Origin of the sequence: Leeuwenhoekiella sp. MAR_2009_132, assembly GCF_000687915.1 — a bacterium.
Classification (GTDB): domain Bacteria; phylum Bacteroidota; class Bacteroidia; order Flavobacteriales; family Flavobacteriaceae; genus Leeuwenhoekiella.
In genome coordinates this window covers 761,601-786,919 of the sequence record NZ_JHZY01000002.1, presented here as the reverse complement: position 1 = coordinate 786,919, position 25,319 = coordinate 761,601, and the positions used below count along the sequence as shown (strand labels likewise).

Below are 25,319 nucleotides of genomic sequence, written 5' to 3'. Positions count from 1 at the left end.
GCACCTTCAATTATGGGACCTAAAGCAATAATAAATAAAGATCAGGAAGTCGTTAAAAACGTCTTTACTAAGTTTCTCGAAGACAACGGTCATCGTAAAACTCCAGAGCGCTATGCGATTCTGCAGGAGATTTACAATTATAAAGATCATTTTGACATCGAGACGCTATACATAAGTATGAAGAATAAAAAATATCGGGTAAGTAGAGCTACGCTTTACAATACGATAGAATTATTACTCGCTTGTGGTTTAGTGCGTAAACATCAGTTTGGTCAAAATCAATCGCAATACGAGAAATCATATTTTGACAAGCAACACGATCACGTAATACTTACAGATACCGGTGAGGTTATAGAATTTTGTGACCCCCGTATTCAGTCTATTAAAAAAACAATAGAAGAGGTTTTTAATATAGATATCAATAAACACTCACTCTATTTTTACGGTACCCGTAAAAAAGAAATTTCAACAGATAACACAACCGAAGACAACAACGCATAGATGGCAGTAGATTTACTTCTAGGTCTCCAATGGGGAGATGAAGGCAAGGGCAAAATTGTAGATGTTCTTACAAAAGATTACGATATTATAGCACGCTTTCAAGGCGGTCCTAATGCGGGACACACCCTTGAATTTGACGGTATAAAACATGTCTTACATACAATACCATCTGGTATCTTTCACGAAAATGCCATAAACCTTGTAGGTAATGGCGTTGTGATTGACCCAGTTATTTTCAAGAAAGAACTTGATAATTTAGCTCAGTTTAAGCTAAATATTAAAGAGAAGTTATTAATATCGCGTAAAGCGCACTTAATACTTCCTACCCACCGCTTACTTGATGCCGCTTCTGAAGCTTCAAAAGGTAAAGCAAAAATAGGTTCTACTCTTAAAGGTATAGGCCCTACGTATATGGATAAAACCGGTAGAAACGGTATACGTGTAGGAGATTTAGAGTTAGCAGACTGGAAAGATCGTTATGCAACGCTTCGCGATAAGCATATAGATATGATTGATTTCTATGATGCTAAAATTGAATACGATTTAAAAGAATTAGAATCAGAATTTTTTAAAGCGGTAGAAGTTTTAAAATCACTTACATTCATAGATTCTGAAGAATATTTATATCAAGCTCAGGAAGCAGGAAAATCTATTCTTGCTGAAGGTGCTCAGGGTTCATTACTTGACATAGATTTTGGAACCTATCCTTATGTTACGTCATCTAATACAACTGCAGCAGGTGCTTGTACCGGTCTAGGTGTAGCTCCAGGTCAAATAGCAGAAGTCTTTGGTATTTTTAAGGCATATACTACACGTGTAGGATCTGGCCCCTTCCCTACCGAACTTTTTGACGAGGCAGGAGAGACTATGGGTCGCGTAGGTAATGAATTTGGCGCTACAACAGGTAGACCCAGACGCTGCGGATGGTTAGATCTTGTAGCTCTAAAATATGCAGTGCGTGTAAATGGAGTTACCCAATTAATGATGATGAAAGGTGACGTTTTGAGTGGTTTTGATACTCTTAAAATATGTACGCAGTATAAATATAAAGGTGAAGTAATTGATCACCTACCTTACAATATCGAGCCTGAGAATGTTGAGCCTATTTATTTTGAGATGAAAGGTTGGGCAGAAGATCTTACTAAAATGAAAGGTGATGAGCAACTCCCTAAAGAGCTTACCGCATATATTGAATATTTAGAAAAAGAATTACGAGTACCTATTAAAATTGTGTCTGTAGGACCAGACAGAACACAAACAATTCACAGATAAATTTAAAAAATCCGAAGTTAAACTTCGGATTTTTTTTGCTCTAATTTTCTGAAAACCTTCACAGTAAGGCAATTTACATTACTTTACATTTGTTGCTGAATTTATATACCATTCAGTCAACTACAGAAACTCCAGCCTATGAAAATTTTTCAGTGTTCTAATTGCAATAATCCCATTTACTTTGAGAATACCTCTTGCGAAAAATGCGGAAACAGTCTAGGCTACTTAAATGAATCTGAAGAGATGCTTTCTTTTAATGACGAAAAGAAAGCTCATTTAAATGATACAGAACTAACATATTGCGCAAATTTTAATAATGATGCTTGTAACTGGCTAGTTGGCATTGATTCAGAAAGTGAATATTGCGAAGCTTGTGCTACAAATCACATGATTCCTAATATTAGTATTCCTGAAAACAAACTCGACTGGCAAAAAATTGAGGCAGCAAAACGTCGTCTTTTTTACAGTTTGCATAAATTAAATTTACCTACTCAATTTGTAATTGAAGGAGAGCCTTTAAAATTGACTTTCGACTTTTTAGCGCCCTTAGCCAATGATCCTGACGCTGTAAAAACAGGTCACAGCAATGGTTTAATCACCCTTAACATACAAGAAGCAAATGCTGCACATAGAGAGTATGTAAAAGAACAGTTGCAAGAGCGTTATCGCACACTTCTGGGGCATTTTAGACACGAGGTAGGGCATTTTTACTGGGATGTTTTAATTAAGCCTAATGAAGAGATTCTAAAAGAGTTTAGAACTCTTTTTGGTGACGACACTCAAGATTATGGAGAAGCATTACAAGAGCATTACAAAAATGGTGCACCATCAAACTGGAGAGAACACTACATAAGTTCATACGCTACTATGCACGCCTGGGAAGACTGGGCAGAAACCTGGTCTCATTACATGCATATGATGGATATGCTGGAGACTTCATATAATTTTGGACTAGAAATAGATCCTGAACTTAAAAAAGTGTCTAGCTTAGATGTGAGTTGTGATTTTGATCCCTATGATGGAGCCAAAATGGATAAAATAATTAAGCATTATCTGCCACTTACTTATGTTTTAAATTCGCTAAACAGAAGTATGGGACATGCAGATGCCTACCCTTTTATACTTTCAGAACCGGTAATTCAAAAACTTACATTCATTCATAAAGTGGTAAATCGTAAAAATTAAATAACGCTTATGTACGAAGTTGAATTAAAGGCTAAGCTAAATAATTATGAGTTTACAAAAGCTGAACTCTTAAAGCAAAAACCCATTTCAACCTACCCTGTAGATTATTATGATCGGTATTATGATTTAAATAACGCATTAAATAGTACCGAAAAAGAACTTAGACTACGTACAAAAACAACTATTGATACTGCAGAACCCAGATACTTTCTGACCTTTAAAGAAAGCCCTTTTGATGTAGAAAGTAAATCAAAACCAGAATTTGAAACTGAAGTCTTAGACCCTGAAGCTACAGAAACTATTCTAAACCAATTGGGGTATACTAAAACATTATCTTATACTAAGCATTGTGAAATTTTCAAGTTTACATATAAAGATTCACAATTGGAAGTTGCACTAGTGAAGCTTGATAAGCTAAAAGACACTTTTTTAGAAATTGAAACCCTAACACCTTATCAGGAGAAAACTGACGCTCTTTTTAAAATACTCTACGATTTTTTAGAAGGCATAAAAATTAAAAAAGACCAACTAACAACATCGTATTATGTTGATCTTGTTAACGAAACTGAAAACACAGCTTGATTTAAAACACAGTTTATAATTCTTTAAAGCTGATAAGTAAAGTAGCGTGTAATCTGTTATTCAATTATAATACCTGTGATACGATCTACAGTAGTTTTTCCGTTATATTTGCATCAAAATTAGCTATGCCCAATTTTTTTAAAAACACCATATTAATAATCGTATTTTTTATTACGATTAGTGCTTTTGCCCAAGAGGGAAAAGAATTGAATATTCAATCTGATGTTGAGCAAATTGACGAAGCAAAATACCCCGGAGCCATTGTCATGTACAAAAGTACTAAACAAGTTTATATTCAACATGAGGGTATTGAAATGTGGTGTGATCTTGCTTTTAATTATAAAGATGAAAACTTTGTAAGAGCTATTGGTAATGTGCGTATGAATCAAGGCGATACTATTACCATGCGCAGTAACTACGCAGAATACAATGGTAACACTCAATTTGCATGGGCTTCTGGCGGTGTAAATCTTAGAACACCTACTGCCACCTTAGATACAGACACATTGTACTTTGACCGAATAAAACAACAGGCATATTATCGAAATTCGGGTACCCTTAGAGATACTGCAAGTGTTATAAATAGCAAAATAGGCAGGTATTTTTTAGACCAGGATAAGTATTCCTTTGTTCAAAATGTGGTAGTTACAAATCCTGAATATGTAATTAATAGCGATCAACTCGATTTCTATTCAGAATCTGGTATCGCATACTTGTATGGGCCGTCAACAATCACCAGTGATGCGAGCGTAGTTTATTGTGAACGGGGTTATTACGACACGCGTAATGATAATGGTTATTTTGTAAAAAACTCGCGTATAGATTACGATAATCGTACGGTTTATGGGGATAGTTTATATTTTGACAGACCTACTAATTTTGCATCTGCGACTAATAATATTCGGGTAATAGATACCGCAAACAAAAGCATTATAAAAGGGCATTATGCCGAAGTCTATAAAGCCAAAGATTCTGTATTTATAACTAAACGGGCGGTAGCAATTACTGTTCAAGATCAGGATTCTGTTTATGTACACGGTGACCGGCTAGTGGTTACCGGCATCCCAGAAAAACGAATCGTACGTGGTTATTACAATGTACGCCTCTTTAAAAGTGATTTAAGTGGAAAATCTGACTCTATACACATCAACCAGCAAAGCGGTCTTACTCAAATGATAGGCAAGCCTATTTTATGGAGTGGTTTAAGCCAAATGACCGGTGACACCATTCACTTAAAAAGCAATACTGTTACAGAAAAATTAGATTCACTGCGCGTCTTTAAAAATGCGTTTTTGGCCAAACAAGATATGATACCGCTATCTGACACCCCTTCTAAAAGAGGTTACAATCAGGTTAAGGGAGATGATTTATATGGTACTTTTTTAGATAATAAATTGCATCAGTTAGATATCATTAAAAATGCCGAAAGCATCAATTACATGCGTTCTGACGATGGCATTTTACAAGGAATTGATAAAAGTAAATCGGCATCAATTACTGCAATACTTGAAAATAATGAACTGGTAGAGATTACAAAATGGCGACAGGTTGATGGTGATGTGTTTCCACTTTCAAAATTTGAAAAAGAAGCTCGTGAATTCCCCGGTTTGAATTGGAGGGGTGACGAACGTTTATTGACCAAAGAAGATATTTTTAAAGGCGAAGCACCATTTACACTAACCAAAATTGAGGGTATACCTCTACCCGAGATTGAAGAAGATTTTTTTGATAATACAATACCAGATAATAAATTAGGTATTCCCAGCGCGTCTCAGTTAGACCCCTCAGATTTTAAAAATCGTGATGAAGATTCACCTTCAATTGGGCTACCTGTAAATGATAAAGCGACAATAAAACAAGACTCTCTGGCTCCTAAAAACCCGGCAAATATCTTAAAAGAACAACCACCGGTTAAGGCAAAAGACTCTACTCAAACAGAAAATTAAATGAAAGCTGATTTTCTTAAATATCAGGCTCAAACGAGTCCGCACCCACTTGCTCTAGAAGTTTCTCACGCGACAGGCTCTTACATATACGATACATCCGGCAAAGCTTATCTTGATTTTGTCGCAGGTGTTTCCGCTGTAAGTGTTGGCCATTCTAACCCCCAAGTTATTAATGCTATAAAAGAGCAATGTGATAAGTATTTACACGTAATGGTTTATGGGGAATATGCACAGGATCCTGCTGTAAAACTAACGCGACTTCTAGCAGAGCATTTACCAGAACCTTTAGAACAAACCTATCTTGTAAATAGCGGGACTGAAGCTATAGATGGTGCCATAAAACTTGCGCGTCGGGTAACGGGCAGAACTGAAATTATAGCAGCTAAAAAGGCGTATCACGGTAATACTTTTGGCGCACTTAGCTTAATGGACTATGAAGAGCGCGTTGCTCCCTTTAGGCCGGTCATAGGCGATATTTCGTTTCTTAACTTCAATAGTTTTAAAGATTTAAACCTCATAACCGAGCGAACTGCCGGCGTGGTTTTAGAAACCATACAAGGTGGTGCCGGTTTTATTCAACCAGAAAGCGGCTGGCTTAAAGCCGTCAAAAATCGTTGTGAGCAAGTAGGCGCATTGCTAATTTTAGATGAAATACAACCGGGCTTTGGTCGCACCGGTAAATTATTTGGTTTTGAGAATTTTGAGGTAATTCCTGATGTTGTGGTAATGGGTAAAGGTATGGGAGGCGGAATGCCTATAGGTGCTTTTACAGCCTCAAAAAAACATATGCAATTGTTATCAGACAATCCTAAAATGGGTCATATAACAACCTTTGGCGGTCATCCTGTCATTGCGGCAGCAGCATTAGCAACTCTAAAATTAATACTTGAAACATCTTTAATGAAGGAAGCCCTGGAAAAAGAGAAGCTGTTTCGATCTTTATTAAAACACAAACTCATTACTGAAGTACGTGGTAAAGGATTAATGCTTGCAGCTATTACAACCTCTGAGGCCGTTACAAATGACGCCGTGCTTATGGCTCAGGATGAAGGCCTAATTTTATTTTGGCTCCTTTTTGAAGGAAAAGCAATACGCATTACGCCACCTTTAACAATCTCAAATCAGGAAATTGAAAAAGGATGTCATATATTACTTAAGGTCTTAGACAAAATAGCGACTAAAGAAGCCTAATTTTAAGTTTAGGCTCAATTGTTGATTATTTTGTTAACAACAATACTAAAATTGATTAGGGCTGTTGCTGTTCCTTTTTACTTTTATGTTGGCAGAAATTTTTAAAAAAACCGTGTATGAAGTTTAATCAAGAACACGAAGAAGATAATTTCCCACTCACCCGTTTTGAATCTATGTTAAAGACAAATGATGTTCTTTTCTTCGATTCGGATGATTTTGAAAATATTGTAAACCATTACCTCGAAAATGGTAAAATTGCTTTGGCAAAAAAAGCAGTTAAGCTTGGTCTTGACCAGCACCCCTCATCTTCAAACCTTAAATTATTTAAAATAGAAATTTTAATTTTTGAGGATAAGCTTGAAGATGCAGATCGATTATTGGCAGAATTATATGAATTAGAACCACAGAATGAAGAGGTTTATATTCAGAAAGCAAATATATATTCTAAACAGGATGATCACCTAAAAGCAATTGAGCTTTTAGAAATTGCGCTAGAACTTACCGATGACGATGCAGATATTTATTCTTTAATAGGTATGGAATATCTGTTTATGGATGATTATCAAAATGCTAAACTCAACTTTATGAAATGCATTGAAGTTGATGAAGACGATTATTCTGCGCTTTATAATGTTATTTATTGCTTTGATTTTCTTGAGCAGCATCAAGAGGCAATAGACTACCTCAATATGTTTTTGGACAATAATCCCTATTGTGAAGTGGCCTGGCATCAAGTAGGCAAGCAATATTTTGATTTAAAAAATTATCAAAAAGCGCTTGCCGCTTTTGACTTTGCAATTATTAGTGACGATACATTTATTGGCGCTTATTTTGAAAAAGGTAAAGTACTTGAGAAATTAGGTAAATACAATGAAGCGATTGAAAATTACCAAATTACGCTAGGGCTAGACGATCCTACTTCTTTTGCCTACTTACGCATGGGTAAATGTTACCAGAAGTTACACGCAGACGATCTTGCTATAACCTACTTTTTAAAAACTGTAAAGGAAGATCCACTTTTAGATAAAGGATGGATAGCTATTACTGATTTCTATACTAAAAAGATGGACTATCAAAATGCGCTGTATTACATCAACAAAGCCATTAATATAGATGAGGATAATGTATTGTATTGGAAACGATATGCTAAAATAAATAATCGCCTTAAGTTTTATGAAGAAGCAGAACGCGGTTACAGCAAAACATTAGAACTGGGTAATTATGAACTGGATACCTGGTTAACACGTTGTGACATTTTAATCAATTTAGGAGAGTTAGATACAGCCGTGCAAAATCTTATTGAAGCACAAGCTTTTTATGCCGAATCTCCAGAGATTGAATATAGACTTTCTGGCCTATATTTTACTTTAGGAGAAGACGACAAAGGCCATTTTCACCTAGAAAATGCTTTAAAAATAGATACCGAGTTTGATATTATTCTTGAAGAGTTGTTTCCCTTTGCCTATGCTAAAAGATCTGTATTAGAAAAAATAAAGCGCGCCAAGAATTCTTAATTGTTTTCTTACATTTGAGGCATAACCAATACAACCAATGTCTCAAAACAGATCACTACTTAACTATGCGGTAGTTACTTTAAAAGGCTTAGCTATGGGTGCTGCAGATGTAGTTCCCGGGGTTTCTGGAGGTACTATAGCATTTATTGCCGGCATTTATGAAGAACTTATTGCCACGATAGATAAACTTGATATTTCTTTCTTTAAATATTGGAAGAAACACGGTTTTTCTAATGCGGCTGAAGAATATAACCTTAAATTCTTAGGTGCACTCTTTCTTGGCGTAGCTATAAGTATCTTATCGCTTGCAAAACTCATAACCTATTTACTAGAAGAACAACCACTTTTGCTGTGGGGCTTCTTTTTTGGATTAATTGTAGCCAGTATTGTTTATATAGGAAAACAAATACAAAGCTATTCTATAGGTGTTTTTATAACTGGCATCATAGGTATTGCGTTCTCATATTACATCACAATTGCAGAACCGTTAAGCGCAGGAGCCAGTAACTGGTTTATTTTTTTAAGTGGATTCATCGCAATTATTGCCATGATTTTACCGGGTATATCAGGATCTTTTATTCTTCTTCTATTAGGATCATATAGCATTGTTTTAGGTACCGTTCGCAATTTTGTAGATGGCTTAATAGCAATGGACTTTGCCATGATCAAAGACGCAGCATTAAAATTACTTCTCTTTATGTTGGGATGTATAATTGGTTTAAAAGCATTTTCAAAGGTACTTACCTATTTATTTAAAAATCATCAGAATTTAACCCTTGCCCTACTAACAGGATTTATGATAGGTGCGCTTAATAAAGTTTGGCCCTGGAAAGAAGTACTCTCTTACCGTACAAATTCTCACGGTAAAGAAGTTGCGTTATTAGAGAAAAGCATTTTACCTCAGAATTTTGAAGGCAACCCACAAATTATTGCTGTAATTATACTGGCTGTAATAGGCTTTTTGACTATTTTCTTATTAGAACGTTTTGCCAATTCTAAACAAAAGAATGGAATCTAAACACCGTACCCTATCAGATAAAATCTGGCTGGTTCTAAAAGGTCTCGCCATGGGCGCGGCTAATAAAGTGCCGGGCGTATCTGGAGGTGTGGTCGCTTATGTAGCTGGTTTTTATGAAGAATTTATTTACTCGCTTCAAAAAGTAAACAAAACAGCTTTTAAATTACTTCTGGGAGGTCGTATTAGAAGTTTTGCACGTTATGTTAATGGCAGGTTTCTATTCTTGCTGATTTTCGGCATGATTATTAGTTATTTTAGTGTTTCAAAAATCTTAGATATCGCAATTGAGCACTATCCGCTCTATGTATGGAGTGCTTTTTTTGGGATGATTATAGGTAGTGTTTATATAATAGCTAAAGACTTTAATGAGTGGTCGCGTGCTAATCTTATTATTTTATGTTTAGGTATTGTAGCGGGTATAGGTATAAGTTTATTAAAACCCGCTACACAGAATGATAATTTAATTTTTGTGTTCTTTTGTGGAATAATAGGTGTCTCAGGGATGACCTTGCCCGGCCTTTCGGGATCATTTATATTAATTTTACTAGGCAATTATGTCCTATTACTCGTAGACTCTGTAAATGCTTTATTTGATACCATTTCAGATCTTATACGCGGTGACTTTTCATTTATTAACAATCCCTTCAGAATACGCTTATTAAAAGTATTGGCAATATTCACTTTAGGTTCTGCTACAGGTTTAGTAACCTTATCTAATTTTCTGGCTTTTCTTTTAAAAAGATTTAAAAATCAGACAAATGCTGCTATTATAGGTTTTATTACCGGTTCTTTAGGAGTTGTTTGGCCCTGGAAAAGGCCCATCTTTGAAACAAATACTCTAGGCGAAATTAATTATGATCGCGTAGGCGATCCCATTCTTACCAATTATGATCGGTTTATACCCACACAGTTTTCTACTGAAAATATAATCGCGACAATTTTTATATTTATTGGTATAGTAAGTGTTATGGCGCTAGGTAAATACGGGGAAAACACCCGCGCCTAACCAAATAAAAAGGGTATCTTTGACATTTAATATTGTAATTAATTACTTGTAAAAAACAAGGTGTAATTCTAGTAATGCATATGATTAAATTGGGGCTAATAGGTAAGAATATTGATTATTCTTTTTCAAGAGTTTACTTTAATGAAAAATTCAAAAAAGAAACTATTGAGGGAACTTATTCTAATTTTGATTGTAAGTCTCCTGAGGAAATAAAAGAACTTTTTCAGAAAAGAAAAGATTGTATTGGGTTTAACGTGACGATACCCTATAAACAAACTGTGGTTCCATTTCTTGATGAGATGAATAAGCATGCTAGTGCAATAGGTGCTGTAAATACGATTAAGCGGCAGCAAAATGGAAAATTAAAAGGCTTTAATACAGATTATATTGGATTTAGAAAATCACTACAACCATTTTTAAATCAAAAAAGTCACAATCACGCATTAATATTAGGCACAGGAGGCGCGTCTAAAGCAATTGCTTACGCCTTAGAATTAGAAGACATCTCCTATAAATTTGTATCACGTACGCCTAAAAAAGGACAATTTTCATACAACGAACTTAACGGTGCCATTTTATCAAAATACACACTTTTAATAAATACTACTCCGGTGGGAACACATCCTAATATTTTAGAATGTCCTAAACTTCCTTATCGTGTACTTACAAAAGATCATTTACTTTACGATTTGGTGTATAATCCTGCTGAAACGCAATTTTTAAAAAATGGTAGAGAGCAAGGTGCAAAAACAGCCAACGGACTAGAAATGTTGAAATTACAAGCTGAAGCTGCCTGGGAAATCTGGAATTAATCGCTATCAAATAAGGGGCTCTTGCTATTTGAACAGTTAATAGTATCTTTAACTCAATAAATTAAGCACCTTAACATTGAAAGAAATGTCTGAAGAAAACAAAGCATCTAAGACCGAAAAGCAAACCGAAGAGATTAAAGATAAAGCTTTGAAACCAGAGTCTTCTGAGAACGCTGTTCCCACAAATGATGATCAACAAGACCACGCTACTGAAAATCAAGATGATGCACTCACTACGGAGTCTATAGCTGTAATACAAGCTGCAAAAAGCACAGAAGATGATGAAGACTTTGTAGTTGAAGATGAGGATGAAGATGAAGAAAATGAAGATCTCGAAACTGCACTTAGCAAAGATGTAGAAGACGAGAGCATTTCAGAACGTGATACTATTCCGCATAAAGATTATGATAGCTTAAGTAAAGAAGAGCTTATAAAAGAATTTAAAAATCTCCTCAATAAATACAACGTTCAGGCAATTAAAGAGCACGTAAATGACTTAAGAGCCTCTTTCATCGCAAAATTTGAAGAAGAGCAGGACGAGGCTAAAGACAAGTTTCTTGAAGAAGGTGGGAATATAATTGATTTCAGATATTATAATCCGTTAAAAAAAGACTTCAATTCCCTGTATTACGAATACCGTGATAAACGCAACCATTATTATCAAAATCTAAAGAAAGACCTTAATGCAAATTTAGAGACGCGTACGGCACTTATTGAAGAGTTAAAAGATTTAAAAAATGAATTAGGTGGTGAAGATAGCATTAACACCACGTTTGATAAATTTAAAGACATACAAGACCGCTGGCGTAATGCAGGTAACATCCCGCGTGACCGCTACAATCTCGTTTGGAATAATTACCACCATCACGTAGAGAATTTCTATGATTTTTTACATCTTAATAGAGAGTTTAGAGATAAAGATTTTAAGGATAACTTAGATAAAAAATTAAAACTCATAGAGCAGGCAGAAGAACTTACTAAAGAGTCTGACGTAAATAGAGCCTTCAAAGAGTTACAGATGCTTCATAAAATCTGGAAAGAAGAAATAGGACCTGTTTCTAAAGAATATAGAGAAGAAATCTGGGAGAAATTTAGCAATGCTACTAAGAAAATTCATGATGCACGTCAGGAGTATTTTAGGAATATTGATAAAGTTTTTGAAGAGAATTTAGAAAAGAAAGAAGAAGTTATTTCTAAGATTGAAGCAATTGCTGCAAAACCACCTACTTCACACGGCGGTTGGCAAAAGCAGATGAAGGAAGTAAATTTATTGAGAGAATCCTTTTTTGAAATAGGTAAAGTTCCTAAAAAAGATAATGAACCTACCTGGAGGTCATTTAAAAAGGCCACCAGAGAATTTAATCATAAAAAGAACGGATTCTACAAAGATCAAAAGAAAGAGCAATACGACAACCTTCAGAAGAAAATTGATCTAATACAATTAGCTGAAGACAATAAAGACAATGAAGATGTGCAAACAACCATTGACTTAATGAAACGTATTCAGGCAGATTGGAAAAAAATAGGACACGTACCTAGAAAAGACAGCGATAAAATATGGAAACGCTTTAAAAAAGCATGCAACCATTTCTTTGATCGCCTCCACGCTGAAAAGAATGAAATTCTTGAAGAAGAGAAAGTTAATCTTGAAAAGAAAATCACCCTATTAGAAAAAACAAAAGGTATTAAACTTGAAGGTACTCCTGAAGAAAACCTTAAAGAGATTAAAGCCATTATTAAAGAATGGAAAGATACCGGTCGTGTACCCCATTCTAAGAAAAGTATAGATCAGGATTTTAATAAAGTGCTAGATGGCTTATTTAAAACTTTAGATCTCAGCAGAAAAGATGCAGAACTTATTAAATATGATAACCGTGTAGCATCACTAGCAGATCAAGATGGAGATCACGCTTTAAATAAAGAGCGCTTTTTTATAACTAAGAAAATTGAAGAAAGCAAAGCTGAAATAAATCAATTAGAAAATAATCTTGGTTTCTTTCAACACGTGGCAGACGACAATCCTTTAGTTAAAGAAGTACATAAAAATATTGCTGAGCACAAAAAAACATTAGAAATCTGGAAAGCAAAATTAAAAAAGCTAAAAACACTTTACTAATTTAAACCCAAGCTATGCAATGTCTACTATGTAATCACAGTGCTGATTTCTTGGGTAGCTTTCAAAATAGAAATTATAACAGATGCACGAATTGTGCATCTGTTTTTTTAGACACCTCAGATTTTCCAACCTATACCAAGGAAAAAGAGCGGTATGATAAGCACGAGAACACTTCAGATAATAGTGGATATTTAAATTTCCTAAAGCCACTTCTCGATGCCGTTTTTAAAGATCAAAATCCAGAAAATATTGGCTTAGATTATGGTTCGGGGCCTAATCCTGTACTTACCTCCTATTTGCAAGAACAGAGCTATATTGTAAAGCCTTACGATCCGTTTTATTCAAACGACGCTTCACTTTTAGATAAAACCTATGATTATATAATTTGTTGCGAGGTAATAGAACATTTTCATAACCCCAATTTAGAATTCACTAAGCTGCGTACGCTCTTAAAACCTGACGCTAAATTATATTGTAAAACTAATTTGCTATCTGATTCTATTAATTTTGAAAACTGGTGGTACAAAAATGATTTTACCCATACTTTTTTCTATACTGAAAAGGCATTACAGTTTATAAAAGACAAATTTGGGTTTAAAGAACTCAACATATTTAAAGAATATTTTGTGTTTAAAGCATAAAAAAAACCGCGGTCAACGACCGCGCTTTAAAATTTATTAAACTGCTAATAATTTAATTTTTATAAAGGTATAAAGACGATACTCCAGAAAGCATGTTATTCACTACCGGAGTAGCAGTACCAGACGTATTGCTAGATACTGAAGTAAAAGCTAATACTCTACCTCCACCATTAGCTAGTTCTGCAACATAAACTGCATCTGCATCTGCATCGTAAACAACATTTACAGGATTACCCAGTAATGTAGAAGCACCAGATATACGTATTTGATCTGTAAGTGCTAATGTACCACCATTAGCTACCGCATTAAACTTAGAGCTAAAGTTAGTTATTACGTGTATTGCACCATCAGTATCAAAACCTGCTGCTGTATTAGCTGCTTGTGCAATATCTGTCATTACCATAGTATCACCATCAAAATCAAGACCGTGCGTACGTACTATACCTTCTATAACTACTCTTTTAGAAGCAGTGATAGCCGCATCTGAAGTATTACTTGACAGAAAGTTGCTAAAAACTGCTAATTCACTTTTATTATCAACTACCGCGTACAAATCATTGTTTACAAACTCAATACCCCAAAGTGGGAAATCAACGTTAAGTGTTCTACTTAAAGTAAAACCACTATTAGTACGTTCAAAAACAAATAATCTATTATTGTTTGTTGTATTATCTGCAACTACATAAAAATTACCGCTTACTGCTAAATCTCTTGGACTCTGTAAGGCAGCAGGACCGGTAATATCAACGTTAAGTGACCCAGTTGCAGAAACAATGTCACTAATACTAATATAAGTTTGTAAAGATGTTTGAGTGGCTCCTCTAGATGCAATTGTAAAACTATCATCTTCTGGCGCGTAATAAATACCTTCTGCATCTGTAGCAGTTGTAGTATATAAAGTAGTTTCGTTAGTTAGTAGATTATATTTTGTAACGTTCCCATCAGTGTGACTTGTAGCATATAAATCTGCTGTACCCGTATTCATATCTGTAGTATTATCATCATCATCACTACATGAAGTAAATGCAAAAGCACCAAGTGCTCCCAGATAAATAAGTTTTGAAATTTTCATAAATTGAATTTTAGTTTAAAATATTTTTTTGTTCATTTAATAAACGCAGAATTATTAAATATGGTTTCAATTGAATTTAAGTGAAACCTTAAATCTTTTAGACCCTAAATTTCAAGTTATTAGCTATCAATTATTTGTAATTACAACTATAATTTTCTTTAACTATTTTTTATGCTATACTTAAGATTGTTTAACGCTATTCTCGAGCGTAAAAGCAGTTTTAATTAGAAAAATACTAACTTTTCTCAGGTATTTTACCCTGTATATTTTTAAAAAAAAGGCGCAATTCTAACATATCTTTAGAAATATCACCTGTAGGGTAAAATAGTGAACCTATGTGGTGCTCTTTATCTTTAAAATTCATGGTGATTGGTAAAATAGGAACCTGTGCTTTTAAGGCGATATAATAAAATCCGGTTTTCCAGGTTTCTACCTTTTTGCGTGTACCTTCAGGCGAAAGCGCTAATCTAAATATTTCTTCGGTATCAAAGAGTGCTGCAATTTGCTCTACTTGATTTTGACCTTTTATACGATTTAATGGAGTTCCTCCCAGGCTTCTAAAAAACAACCCGAAAGGCCATTTAAAAAGTTCTTTCTTACCAAGAAAATTTATACGTTCGCCTAATGTTCCTCTAAATAAAATTCCCATATAAAAATCATGCCAGCTCGTATGAGGTACGGCGATAACCACCATTTTATTGACTTCAGAAGGAAATCTACCTCGTATGTGCCAACCTAATGCTTTGTATATTTTCTTAGATAACCATCCCATTAGTTCCCGTGTTGAGATTTTAATATAAGTCTCGCCTCTTCTAAATCCTGGGGGGTATCAATACCTATAGCCGGCGTTTCTGAAAAAACCATTTTTATTCTCTTGCCATATTCTAAATAACGTATTGCTTCAATCTTTTCTGCAGCCTCAAGATTACGCATAGGTAATGTATAGAAATCAAGAACTGCCTGCTTTCTAAACGCATAAATACCTTTATGTTTATAATAAGTAACTTCAATATCCCTATCTCTGGGATAAGGTATAGGCGCTCTTGAAAAATACAACGCAAAGTTCTCATTGTCTACAATAACTTTTACATTATTAGGATTCTCAATTTCTGCTGCAACTGTAATTGGAGTCATTAAAGATGCCAGATCTATTTGTTCTGCTCCCTGCTCATAAAAAACCTGAAGTACATTACGCATATCTGCTTCATTTGTAAATGGCTCATCACCTTGTACATTAACAACTATATCAACATCTAGATTCTCTACAGCTTCTGCAATACGATCACTGCCGCAGTTATGTTCTTTTTGACTCATAACAACTTTACCACCATTTTGTAAGATGGTTTTGTAGATTAAGTCACTGTCTGTAACAACATATACATCGTCAAATAGGCCTGTCTTAACAGCAGCTTCATAAGTACGTATAATTACAGGTTTACCCTCAAGGTCTTGCATAAGTTTACCCGGGAAACGAGAGGCCTCATAGCGTGCAGGTATCATTGCTATTACTTTTAATTTTTCAGTCATTGTAAACGTTATATATTGACTTTAGTTTTTCGGTTAGAAAACCATTTTATGCATTTATAAATTAAATAAACCACGAGTATCCCTGCAAACAGCGGAATAAAAATGGCTAGTATAGAAAGGAAGATGGAAACTATATTTTCAAATGTTGCAAATAAAGGATTAGCCATACCCAATGTTGATGTTGAGGATACAGCTCTAACAGCGGCAGTAGAACCGGCAATTAATCCTGCTGTACCACCACCTCCAATAATCGCAAGAGACCACGATACCCAAGGCTCAAAATCTCCTAAAGTGACAAAAAATAATATAGTACCTGCAATGCCGGCAAGAGGTACCGCCACAGTGTCTAAAATAGTATCAAACCAAGGTATATAGTAGGCTAACAATTCTAATAAAGTAGCAACTCCTAATAAAATTAATGTCTGTAATGAGCCCAGCCAAACCCAGCCTTCATTTAAATTGAGTACATCAAAATAAGCGGCAATGCTCAATGCTAAAAGGGGTAAAAAAATACGAAAACCGGCTGCAGCTGCCAGCCCTATTCCCAGGCAAATACTTATTAAAAAATCCATTCTCCTAATTTTCTATAAACATATCATCTTTAAAACCTATAAGATAAAGTTTTTTTCGAGCTCTGGTTACCGCTGTATAGAGCCATCTTAAATAATCTTTATCCATACCATTAGGAAGGTACGGTTGTTCGACCATAATAGTTTCCCATTGCCCACCCTGTGATTTATGACACGTAATGGCATATGAGAATTTTACCTGTAGTGCATTAAAAAACTTGTTGTTTTTCACTTTAAGAAACTTCTTATACTTAGATTTTTCATCTGCATAATCTTTCATCACCTCTTGATATAGTTGATTTCCCTCTTCATAAGATAAGGAAGGTGTTTCTGAAGTAAGGGTATCTAATAGTAAAACTGTTTCAAAAGGAGCAAGATTTGGGTAATCTGTCATTTGTATTTTTACTTCCGCAAAGCGGAATCCATAAATCTCTTTTATACTGAAAATCTCCAGAATTTCAATAATGTCGCCATTTGCTATAAAACCAGCATCACTTTTAATATCGAGCCAAAAATAATTATTCTTGACCACCATAAAATAATCTCCCGGGCTTACCTCTTCTTCTTTAAAGAGAATGCGAGAGCGTATTTGCTGATTATACAAATTGGCACGTTTATTAGATCTAACAATTATTGCTGTACCTTCATTACCATATTCTTGGTAAGAATCACCTAGAGAGTCCATAATCTCGTGACCATCTATAAGACGTACCACATCGCATTGATCACTAAGGTCAAATCTAAAATCTTCATACAAGCCCTCATTAAGAAACTCACGCATGCGTGTGGCATTTTTGAGAATACCGCTCGTTTCTGCCTGGCGCATCACTTCATCAAGTTCGATACTAAGTACCTTTTTATTAAACTGAAGCTCTAAATGACGGGCATCTAAAGCCGGACTCAAATCCATCTTAACGGGTGGTAACTGTGCATTATCACCTATTAAAAGAAGCTTGCACTGATGTCCACTATAAACGTAAGACATGAGATCATCTAATAAAGAGCCATTTTCAAATAACTTAGACTCTGATGCAGAATCAGAAATCATTGATGCCTCATCAACTATAAATAATGCATTGCGGTGTTTGTTTTTTTGTAATGTAAAAGACACTCCACCACCACTCTCTTTTTTAGGATAATATATTTTTCTATGTATAGTTTGAGCGGGTTCATCACTGTAATTAGAAATGACTTTTGCGGCCCTTCCTGTAGGTGCTAATTGTATAAAAGACATTTTTATTTTCGACAAGTTTTTAACAATAGTCCCTATTGCAGTCGTTTTACCGGTACCTGCATACCCTTTTAGAAGGTAAATTGTATCATTTTTAGGATCTAATAAAAACTTACTAAGTTGTTGTAAAAGAATGTCTTGCTTTAAAGTTGGGGCGAATGGGAAATCCTTGAGAAGTAGTTTGTAAAATGCTTGATAATCCAGCTCCATAGATATTTATTGATTCGGGTAAAGATAGTAATGAATTTTTCGGGATATCCTTTAACGATTAAAAAAAAATTGTAGATTTGTCGATAACCATTATTAAATCTAAAACCACACATCGAATGAAATTAGTATTTCAGTTAGTACTTTGGGTTGTTATCGGAGTATTAGGATACCTTCTTTTTAACTCTGTTTACGGCGAAGTTAAATTTAATGATCTTAAAGTTGTACGTTATCAAAAATCAGTTAACAAACTTAAAGACATTCAAAAAGGACAATTAGCGTTTAAACAACTTAATGGCAAATTTGCCGGTAGCTTTGATGAACTAATTAAATTTCTTGATACCGCAGAGTTTACACTTACTGAACGTCGCGATACGTTAGTTCTTGATGAAGAAGCAACAAAACGTTACCGTGTAGATACACGTAAAGAAATTACTATTATCGATACATTAGGTACAGCCTCTGTAAAAGACTCTTTATATCAGGGGACAGATCGTTACAAAACGATGATGAATGTTCCTGGAACAGATAAGAAATTTGAAATGGAAGCAGGAACAGTTCTTAAGAATGATGTTCAAATTCCTGTTTTTGAAGCTAAAGTTTCTAAAGACGTAATATTATTTGATCAACCAAAGGATTACGTTGCTAAAGAAAAACAGACCGTTTCTGTTGAAGGTGTAAATGGTGCTTATCTATCTGTAGGTTCTATGACCGAAATAAGTACAGCTGGTAACTGGCCTCAAAGTTACGGTGACAGTGAAGACTAATTCTCTGGTAAATCCAGAACTTAATATATTATCCATCCAGGTTAGCCTGGATGGATTTTCGTTTTATATACACGATGATAGTTCTGCAAACAGTCCTCTTAGCAAACAATTTCCCTTTAAAAATGTTCATACTGCTGAGCATGCGTTAATAGAAATCCAAAAAATATTTGATCATACGCAAATTCTTCACAATAACTTTAAAAAAGTTGTTGTGATCTATGCAAATGAACTTTTTACAATAGTTCCCAAACATCTATTTGACTCTAAAAACTTAACTGATTATTTAAAGTTTAATACTAAAATTTTAAAGACAGATTTTATTGTTTATGATGAACTAGAAACGTTGGGCCTTATAAATGTATACGTACCTTACACAAACATAAATAATTTCTTTTTTGATCATTTCGGTACATTTACTTATTATCACAGTCAGACTGTTTTAATAAAAAATATATTAGAGCGCGCAACGAACCTCGATTCAGCAACATTTTTTGTTCAGGTAGGTTTAAAAACAATTGATGTGCTGGTATATGAGGGTAAAAAATTACTGCTAAGTAATCATTTTAGATTTGATACAGATATAGATTTTGTGTATTATATTCTCTTTTGTTTTGAACAGTTAGGTTTAAATCCTGAAGAAACTACGTTAAAAATCAGCGGTAATATAAATGCAGAAGATTCTAAGTATTTAATACTTTATGATTACGTACGTAATGTACAAATAGCAGAATCTGTAGAACAGGATCAATTGAATTATTCTTTTTTAAAATACAATCTAAATTTATGAGAATTATCAGCGGCAGCTTTAAAGGCAGACGTATAACGGCTCCAAAAAAATTACCGGTACGACCTACTACAGATATGTCTAAAGAATCGCTCTTTAATATTTTACGTAATAGATACAGTCTTACCCGTGTAAATGTCCTAGATCTTTTCTCAGGGACAGGTAACATTAGCTATGAGTTTGCTTCAAGAGGAGCAGAAGCAGTTACCGCTGTCGATGGCAATGCCGGTTGCACAAAATTTATAGAAGAAACCGCAGCTTCGTTTGAAATGAATATTAAAGTGATCAAGTCTGATGTTTATACATACTTATCACGGGAAACTAATCAATACGATATCATTTTTGCAGATCCTCCTTATGATTTTGAAAAGGAGCAATTTTCAAAAATCGTTGAATATGTAATAGATAATGATTTGCTATTACCAGAAGGCAGTCTAATAATTGAGCATAGTAAAAATACAGATCTACAAGATCACCCTTCATTTTTTGAAATACGTAAATACGGTGGTAGTGCTTTTAGTTTTTTTTCTAAGTAGTTTTTAGTTAACTTAATACAAAAAATAACTATTTAAGAAAATTAGAATGACCCAAAGTCTAAAAACAATTGATCTAAGTTTTTGCAAACTTACTTTCGCAGAAAACTATGTAATTTCTGAAATAAATCAGGGAGTTGTTCTTAACAAAGAGCTTTTTAAGGAAGCAGGCTCTGTTTTATTTGATCACTTTAAAGATGATCAAAACTATGTGTATATCGCTTATAGAAGAGCAGATTACAATGTTAATCCCGTAGATTATATTAATTGCTCAGACTACCCTAATATGCTGGCCGTTGCTATTGTAACTAACACCGAAGCTAAGCGCAGTACTGCAACTTTTGAAAAGGCGTTTTTCCCTAAACCTTACGAGATTTTTAATACGCTAGAAGATGCGATTGATTGGGTAAAGAATAATATCGAGAATTTATAAAAAAAGCAGACCTATAAGCCGGATTCTGTTCTTATTGCAAAGCAATAATACCTTATCATTTATCTAGACAAATAATTACTTATTTGTTCTATCTGCCTACCCTCCGGCATCGCACGAGACGCACTTAATTGCCGGTTTACATGGCATTGCACCGCATAGAGTTTACCTGGTTTCACTACAGCATTACCTGTACATACTTTCTGTTGCACTTGTCCTTAAGTTAATAATTACTTACTAACTTAGACGGCCGTTAGCCGCTATGCTTCCCTATGGTGTCCGGACTTTCCTCCCTAAATAATTAGAGCGATAAGGCGGTCTGCTTTGCGCAAAAATACACTTTTAAAACCTATGATAGTTGTTTTAAATAAATTTCACCGAAGACCCATTGTTAATAAGAAAATCGCAAAAAATACAAATCTGTACTGCATATTGACCTAGCTATTTTTATCTTTGAGCATCTATTAACCGAATCTCTTTTCGGTTTAAAACCTATATTTTAAATCTGTGGAGCAATTCATCGTATCAGCCCGAAAATACAGACCTGCGACGTTTAAAGATGTTGTGGGACAACAGGCTATTACTAATACGTTAGAAAATGCCATTGCTAATAATCATCTTGCACAGGCCTTACTTTTTACGGGTCCCCGAGGTGTAGGAAAAACCACGTGCGCCCGTATTTTAGCTAAAAAAATTAATCAGCAAGCAGATGAAGTTATAGATGAGCACGAAGATTACGCATTTAATATATTTGAATTAGATGCTGCTTCTAATAACTCTGTAGATGATATACGTAACCTCATTGATCAGGTACGTATTGCACCACAGGTAGGTCAATACAAAGTATATATTATTGACGAGGTTCATATGCTCTCTTCCGCAGCATTTAATGCATTTCTAAAGACCTTAGAAGAGCCGCCTAAGCACGCTATATTTATTTTAGCAACTACTGAAAAACATAAAATAATACCCACTATTCTTTCTAGATGTCAAATATTTGATTTTAAAAGAATTACAGTAAAAGATATTCGCGAGCATCTTGCAGATATCGCTAAACTAGAAGGTATTACTGCAGATGAAGAAGCATTGCACATTATCGCTCAAAAAGCAGATGGAGCGTTAAGAGATGCTTTATCTACCTTTGACAGGGTTGTAAGTTTCTGCGGAAATGATTTGACCAGAGCCGCGGTTACCGAGAATCTAAATGTACTTGACTACGACACCTATTTTGAATCTACAGATCTTATTCTAGAAAATAACATTCCACAATTGTTATTAAACTTTAATGAGATTTTATCAAGAGGCTTTGACGGGCACCATTTTATAGCAGGTCTTGCATCTCACTACAGAGATTTGATGGTTTGTAAAAATGCAGCGACAATTACCCTTCTAGAAGTAGGTGATCAAACTAAGGCTAGATATCACGAGCAGGCAAAAAAAGCAGACTTTGATTTTTTATTGCAGGCTTTAGAAATCGCTAATGAATGTGATTTAAAATACCGTACAAGTCGCAACCCCAGGCTTCTTGTAGAACTTTGCCTAATGCAAATGGCCTCTATCACTTTTGATGGAGAAAAAAAAAAGCTTCTAACTTTATAATTCCTGCTTCGTATTTTCAAAATGCTCAACAAGGATTAACTAATCCTCAAACAGCAAAACAAACTGAAGCTTCTGTAATTGAAAGCGTATCTAAATCAACAGTAGCACCAGTACAAAATACTCAAGAAACTGTACAGACAACACCTACACCTACGGTCAAACCCGAAATAAGGCCACAAACCTCGGTAAACCCGGGTCATATATCAAGTCTTTCATTAAAAGGGCTTAGGCGTAAGAAAGAAATTCTTGAAAAAAAGACGGTAAAAGAAGTTGACGTTAGTCAATTGCCAAAAGATCCTTTTACTGAGAATGCATTACTCGCTACCTGGAAAGAATATGTAAGCCGACTTCAAAAGAAAGGAGAGAAAATTTTGGCCTCAAATCTTGAGACAGATACGCCCACGTTAAAAGGAACTGTTATCCATTTAGAATTTCCTAATGAAACGATGCGGGTTGAACTAGAACGAGCTCAGCATAGCTTATTAGAATATTTAAAGCGTAAACTCAACAATTACGATATTACCATAGAGATTACGGTTAATGAGGCTGCAGAACGCAAATATGCGTATTCGCCACGTGAAAAATATGAGAAACTAAAAGAAAAGAACCCAGATTTAGAAATTTTACGAACCACCTTTGATCTTGATATATAATGTTAGGCCTTAAACTTCCCACAGACCCAAGATGGGTTAATATAGTAGAAATGAATATTGATGATATTCTGTCTGATCACGCGTTTTGTGAGCAAAAAGCAGCATCAACAGCCATATCCCTTATCGTCTCATTTCCCGAATACACCGAGCTAGTACAAGAAATGATTGCTTTAGTTAAAGAAGAAATTAGTCATTTTAAACTGGTTCACGATAAGATAATTGCTCGCGGTAATGCTTTGGGTTATGATCGGAAAGATGAGTATGTAAATAAACTGCTTAAATTTTTTCCTAAAGGAGGTAGTCGTACTACGCAACTTGTTCACAGACTACTGTATGCTGCACTAATTGAAGCACGCAGTTGCGAACGCTTTAGGTTATTATCTCAAGAATTAAAAGATGCAGAGCTTAGAACTTTTTATCACAATTTAATGGTAAGCGAGGCAAACCACTACACTATGTTTTTAGGGTTTGCACGTAAATATGGTAATGAAGACGAGGTAAATTCAAAATGGCAGCATTTGCTAGAATTTGAAGCTGAAATAATGAAAAATCTAAGTATACAACAAAGCATACACGGCTAGAAAATTTATGACAATAAAAAAACCAGTTCAATTGAACTGGTTTTTTTATTATTTTTCATTTCTATTGATACTTATAATCTATATGCAGCTGATAGAGTAAAGTATCTATTTTTTCCTTCTTTAGCTGAATTCACAACATCTATAAAACCAAAGTTATAGCGAGCTTCTAAGGTAAGACCATCAATAATTTGATAACCTATGCCACCTACGGCAGCAACATCATAATTTTTATATTCATATCTGTTAAAAGAATTCCAGATAGCAAGACCTACCTGAGGCCCCACGTGCACATTAAAACGTTGTTTGCTGTATCTAAGCAATAATGGCAATTGAAGATAATCAAGTTCTGCACGTTCTGCATTAGCACTACCCGGTACAGAGTTAGGTTTGTTTCCCTGCGCAGAGTATAATAATTCTGGCTGAAAACCTAAAGAGCCACTTAATGGAATATCTGCAAAGACACCGGCAACAAAACCATAACGGCTCAAAGCATCATCATAGTCACCACTCAATTCTGAAACATTTAATCCTAATTTTGCACCATATCTCACATTTTGCGCAAAAGAAGTTGCAGAAGCTGTAATTAATAAAACGAGTAATAATTTCTTCATAATAAATATTTTAATTGGTTTCATCGATAAATTGGGCTCTGCAATATTACTATAATTTTTATTTGATAGTCTAAACAACTTGATTTTTATCGTTATACAGTGATTTTATGATGCCATCTGACAGCCCTATTTTAGGAACGTGTATATTTTTTGACCTACTCCACTTCATTGCTGATAAATAAATACGGGTGGCCGGTATAATAACATCGGCTCTATCTATATTCAACCCTAATTCAGTAATGCGTTCTTCATAGTTATAGGATTGTAAAAATTCGTAAAAACTCACCATGTAGAAATAGGTTAAAGGCTTACCATCTTTCTTACCACTTAGTTTAAAGATTTTATTAATATTTCCGCCAGAACCTATTAAATCTATTTTGGTGTATCCTTTTGTAACTTCTTTAATCCAGGTTTCTACATCTTCCCAAACAGTATGCCCTACTAATCCTTCTAACAGCCGTACAGTACCTAATTTAAATGATTTTGAGGCAACTACTTCTTTATTGCTGTATAATGTAAACTCGGTACTACCACCACCCACGTCTACATACAGATATGACCTATCTGTAGAGATTAATGATTGTAAGTCTGTATTTGCGATAATTGCAGCTTCATCATTGCCATCTATAATATTAATTTTTACGCCGGTTTTTTTAAATATTTGCTTAACAACATCTTCTCCATTTTCAGCTTCACGCATTGCAGAGGTAGCACAGGCTTTATAATCAACTACTTTATGAGAACGCATTAAAAGTTTAAAAGCTTGCATCGTATCAGACATACGCTCGATGTTTTCTTCAGAAATGCGCTTGGTTTTAAATACATCTGCACCCAAACGAATAGGTACGCGCACCAATGAACTTTTGCGAAACAGGGGTTCACGGCCTTCTATTTCAATCACATTTGCTACTAATAAACGAATAGCATTAGACCCAATATCTATAGCCCCATATTTTTTAAACTGAATCATA

24 protein-coding genes, 1 other RNA gene and 1 pseudogene are annotated in these 25,319 nt (G+C 34.7%); 18 read left to right on the top strand and 8 right to left on the bottom strand.

Going from position 1 to position 25,319, the window contains the following annotated elements:
- Window positions 1-12: 12 nt before the first annotated feature.
- From P164_RS03345 to P164_RS03290, 12 genes are all read left to right on the top strand, one after another.
- Window positions 13-501, top strand: a complete 489-nt coding sequence (locus P164_RS03345) for a Fur family transcriptional regulator (RefSeq protein ID WP_028375057.1) — start codon at window positions 13-15, stop codon at window positions 499-501.
- Window positions 502-1,773 (top strand): adenylosuccinate synthase, encoded by a 1,272-nt coding sequence (locus tag P164_RS03340; protein WP_028375056.1) that lies wholly within the window; start codon window positions 502-504, stop codon window positions 1,771-1,773. It abuts the gene before it with no gap.
- A 138-nt stretch (window positions 1,774-1,911) separates the two neighbouring features.
- Window positions 1,912-2,958 (top strand): putative zinc-binding metallopeptidase, encoded by a 1,047-nt coding sequence (locus P164_RS03335; protein ID WP_028375055.1) that lies wholly within the window; start codon window positions 1,912-1,914, stop codon window positions 2,956-2,958.
- A 9-nt stretch (window positions 2,959-2,967) separates the two neighbouring features.
- Entirely contained in the window at window positions 2,968-3,540 is a 573-nt protein-coding gene (cyaB, locus tag P164_RS03330; protein WP_051621172.1) for a class IV adenylate cyclase, read from the top strand.
- A gap of 125 nt (window positions 3,541-3,665) precedes the next feature.
- A complete protein-coding gene (locus P164_RS03325) occupies window positions 3,666-5,486 on the top strand; it encodes an OstA-like protein (RefSeq protein ID WP_028375054.1) in 1,821 nt (606 codons plus the stop codon).
- Window positions 5,487-6,677, top strand: coding sequence for an aspartate aminotransferase family protein (locus P164_RS03320; protein ID WP_028375053.1), 1,191 nt, complete (start codon window positions 5,487-5,489; stop codon window positions 6,675-6,677).
- A gap of 116 nt (window positions 6,678-6,793) precedes the next feature.
- Window positions 6,794-8,191, top strand: a complete 1,398-nt coding sequence (locus P164_RS03315) for a tetratricopeptide repeat protein (protein ID WP_028375052.1) — start codon at window positions 6,794-6,796, stop codon at window positions 8,189-8,191.
- A 37-nt stretch (window positions 8,192-8,228) separates the two neighbouring features.
- Window positions 8,229-9,209, top strand: a complete 981-nt coding sequence (locus P164_RS03310; RefSeq protein WP_028375051.1) for a DUF368 domain-containing protein — start codon at window positions 8,229-8,231, stop codon at window positions 9,207-9,209.
- The gene (locus P164_RS03305) at window positions 9,199-10,215 is read left to right on the top strand and encodes a DUF368 domain-containing protein (RefSeq protein WP_028375050.1); all 1,017 of its coding nucleotides are present in this window, start codon (window positions 9,199-9,201) and stop codon (window positions 10,213-10,215) included. The genes P164_RS03310 and P164_RS03305 overlap by 11 nt, the downstream gene beginning before the upstream one ends.
- 80 nt (window positions 10,216-10,295) lie before the next feature.
- The gene (locus P164_RS03300) at window positions 10,296-11,027 is read left to right on the top strand and encodes a shikimate dehydrogenase family protein (protein WP_028375049.1); all 732 of its coding nucleotides are present in this window, start codon (window positions 10,296-10,298) and stop codon (window positions 11,025-11,027) included.
- 85 nt (window positions 11,028-11,112) lie between these two features.
- Window positions 11,113-13,143, top strand: coding sequence for a DUF349 domain-containing protein (locus tag P164_RS03295; RefSeq protein WP_028375048.1), 2,031 nt, complete (start codon window positions 11,113-11,115; stop codon window positions 13,141-13,143).
- 14 nt (window positions 13,144-13,157) lie between these two features.
- A complete protein-coding gene (locus P164_RS03290; protein WP_035899319.1) occupies window positions 13,158-13,784 on the top strand; it encodes a methyltransferase domain-containing protein in 627 nt (208 codons plus the stop codon).
- A gap of 52 nt (window positions 13,785-13,836) precedes the next feature.
- Here P164_RS03290 and P164_RS03285 read toward each other — a convergent pair whose 3' ends face one another.
- The 5 genes from P164_RS03285 to P164_RS03265 all read right to left on the bottom strand — a co-directional run bounded on the left by P164_RS03285 (window position 13,837) and on the right by P164_RS03265 (window position 18,393).
- Window positions 13,837-14,832, bottom strand: coding sequence for a hypothetical protein (locus tag P164_RS03285; protein ID WP_410503385.1), 996 nt, complete (start codon window positions 14,830-14,832; stop codon window positions 13,837-13,839).
- Between the two features lie 259 nt (window positions 14,833-15,091).
- Window positions 15,092-15,628, bottom strand: coding sequence for a 1-acyl-sn-glycerol-3-phosphate acyltransferase (locus P164_RS03280; RefSeq protein WP_028375046.1), 537 nt, complete (start codon window positions 15,626-15,628; stop codon window positions 15,092-15,094).
- Window positions 15,628-16,383, bottom strand: a complete 756-nt coding sequence (kdsB, locus tag P164_RS03275; RefSeq protein WP_028375045.1) for a 3-deoxy-manno-octulosonate cytidylyltransferase — start codon at window positions 16,381-16,383, stop codon at window positions 15,628-15,630. The genes P164_RS03280 and kdsB overlap by 1 nt, the downstream gene beginning before the upstream one ends.
- 8 nt (window positions 16,384-16,391) lie before the next feature.
- Window positions 16,392-16,955 carry a DUF4126 domain-containing protein gene (locus P164_RS03270; protein ID WP_028375044.1) on the bottom strand — a complete coding sequence of 188 codons (564 nt, stop codon included), beginning with the start codon at window positions 16,953-16,955 and terminating at the stop codon, window positions 16,392-16,394.
- A 4-nt stretch (window positions 16,956-16,959) separates the two neighbouring features.
- Entirely contained in the window at window positions 16,960-18,393 is a 1,434-nt protein-coding gene (locus tag P164_RS03265; RefSeq protein ID WP_028375043.1) for an ATP-dependent RecD-like DNA helicase, read from the bottom strand.
- A 116-nt stretch (window positions 18,394-18,509) separates the two neighbouring features.
- On the opposite strand from P164_RS03265, the gene P164_RS03260 reads away from it, so the two are divergent.
- The 4 genes from P164_RS03260 to P164_RS03245 are packed head-to-tail and all read left to right on the top strand — an operon-like array spanning window position 18,510 to window position 20,907.
- Entirely contained in the window at window positions 18,510-19,157 is a 648-nt protein-coding gene (locus tag P164_RS03260) for a hypothetical protein (RefSeq protein WP_028375042.1), read from the top strand.
- Entirely contained in the window at window positions 19,147-19,944 is a 798-nt protein-coding gene (locus P164_RS03255; protein WP_051621171.1) for a DUF3822 family protein, read from the top strand. Before P164_RS03260 ends, P164_RS03255 begins: the two co-directional genes overlap by 11 nt.
- Window positions 19,941-20,477, top strand: a complete 537-nt coding sequence (gene rsmD / locus P164_RS03250) for a 16S rRNA (guanine(966)-N(2))-methyltransferase RsmD (RefSeq protein WP_028375041.1) — start codon at window positions 19,941-19,943, stop codon at window positions 20,475-20,477. The genes P164_RS03255 and rsmD overlap by 4 nt, the downstream gene beginning before the upstream one ends.
- A 46-nt stretch (window positions 20,478-20,523) precedes the next feature.
- Window positions 20,524-20,907: an STAS/SEC14 domain-containing protein gene (locus P164_RS03245; RefSeq protein WP_028375040.1), complete on the top strand. Its 384-nt coding sequence runs from the start codon at window positions 20,524-20,526 to the stop codon at window positions 20,905-20,907.
- Here the strand turns inward: P164_RS03245 and rnpB are convergent.
- Window positions 20,906-21,230: RNase P RNA component class A (gene rnpB / locus P164_RS03240), an RNA gene on the bottom strand. The genes P164_RS03245 and rnpB overlap by 2 nt on opposite strands.
- 181 nt (window positions 21,231-21,411) lie before the next feature.
- On the opposite strand from rnpB, the pseudogene P164_RS18775 reads away from it, so the two are divergent.
- Together P164_RS18775 and P164_RS03225 are read left to right on the top strand one after the other, a co-directional pair.
- A pseudogene (locus tag P164_RS18775) lies at window positions 21,412-23,156 on the top strand (DNA polymerase III subunit gamma/tau).
- Entirely contained in the window at window positions 23,156-23,737 is a 582-nt protein-coding gene (locus tag P164_RS03225; protein ID WP_028375037.1) for a tRNA-(ms[2]io[6]A)-hydroxylase, read from the top strand. Before P164_RS18775 ends, P164_RS03225 begins: the two are co-directional and overlap by 1 nt.
- 71 nt (window positions 23,738-23,808) lie before the next feature.
- Here the strand turns inward: P164_RS03225 and P164_RS03220 are convergent, their stop codons facing one another.
- Both P164_RS03220 and P164_RS03215 read right to left on the bottom strand, forming a co-directional pair.
- Window positions 23,809-24,348: a porin family protein gene (locus P164_RS03220; RefSeq protein WP_028375036.1), complete on the bottom strand. Its 540-nt coding sequence runs from the start codon at window positions 24,346-24,348 to the stop codon at window positions 23,809-23,811.
- A 70-nt stretch (window positions 24,349-24,418) separates the two neighbouring features.
- Window positions 24,419-25,318: a Ppx/GppA phosphatase family protein gene (locus tag P164_RS03215; protein WP_028375035.1), complete on the bottom strand. Its 900-nt coding sequence runs from the start codon at window positions 25,316-25,318 to the stop codon at window positions 24,419-24,421.
- Window position 25,319: the final 1 nt, after the last annotated feature.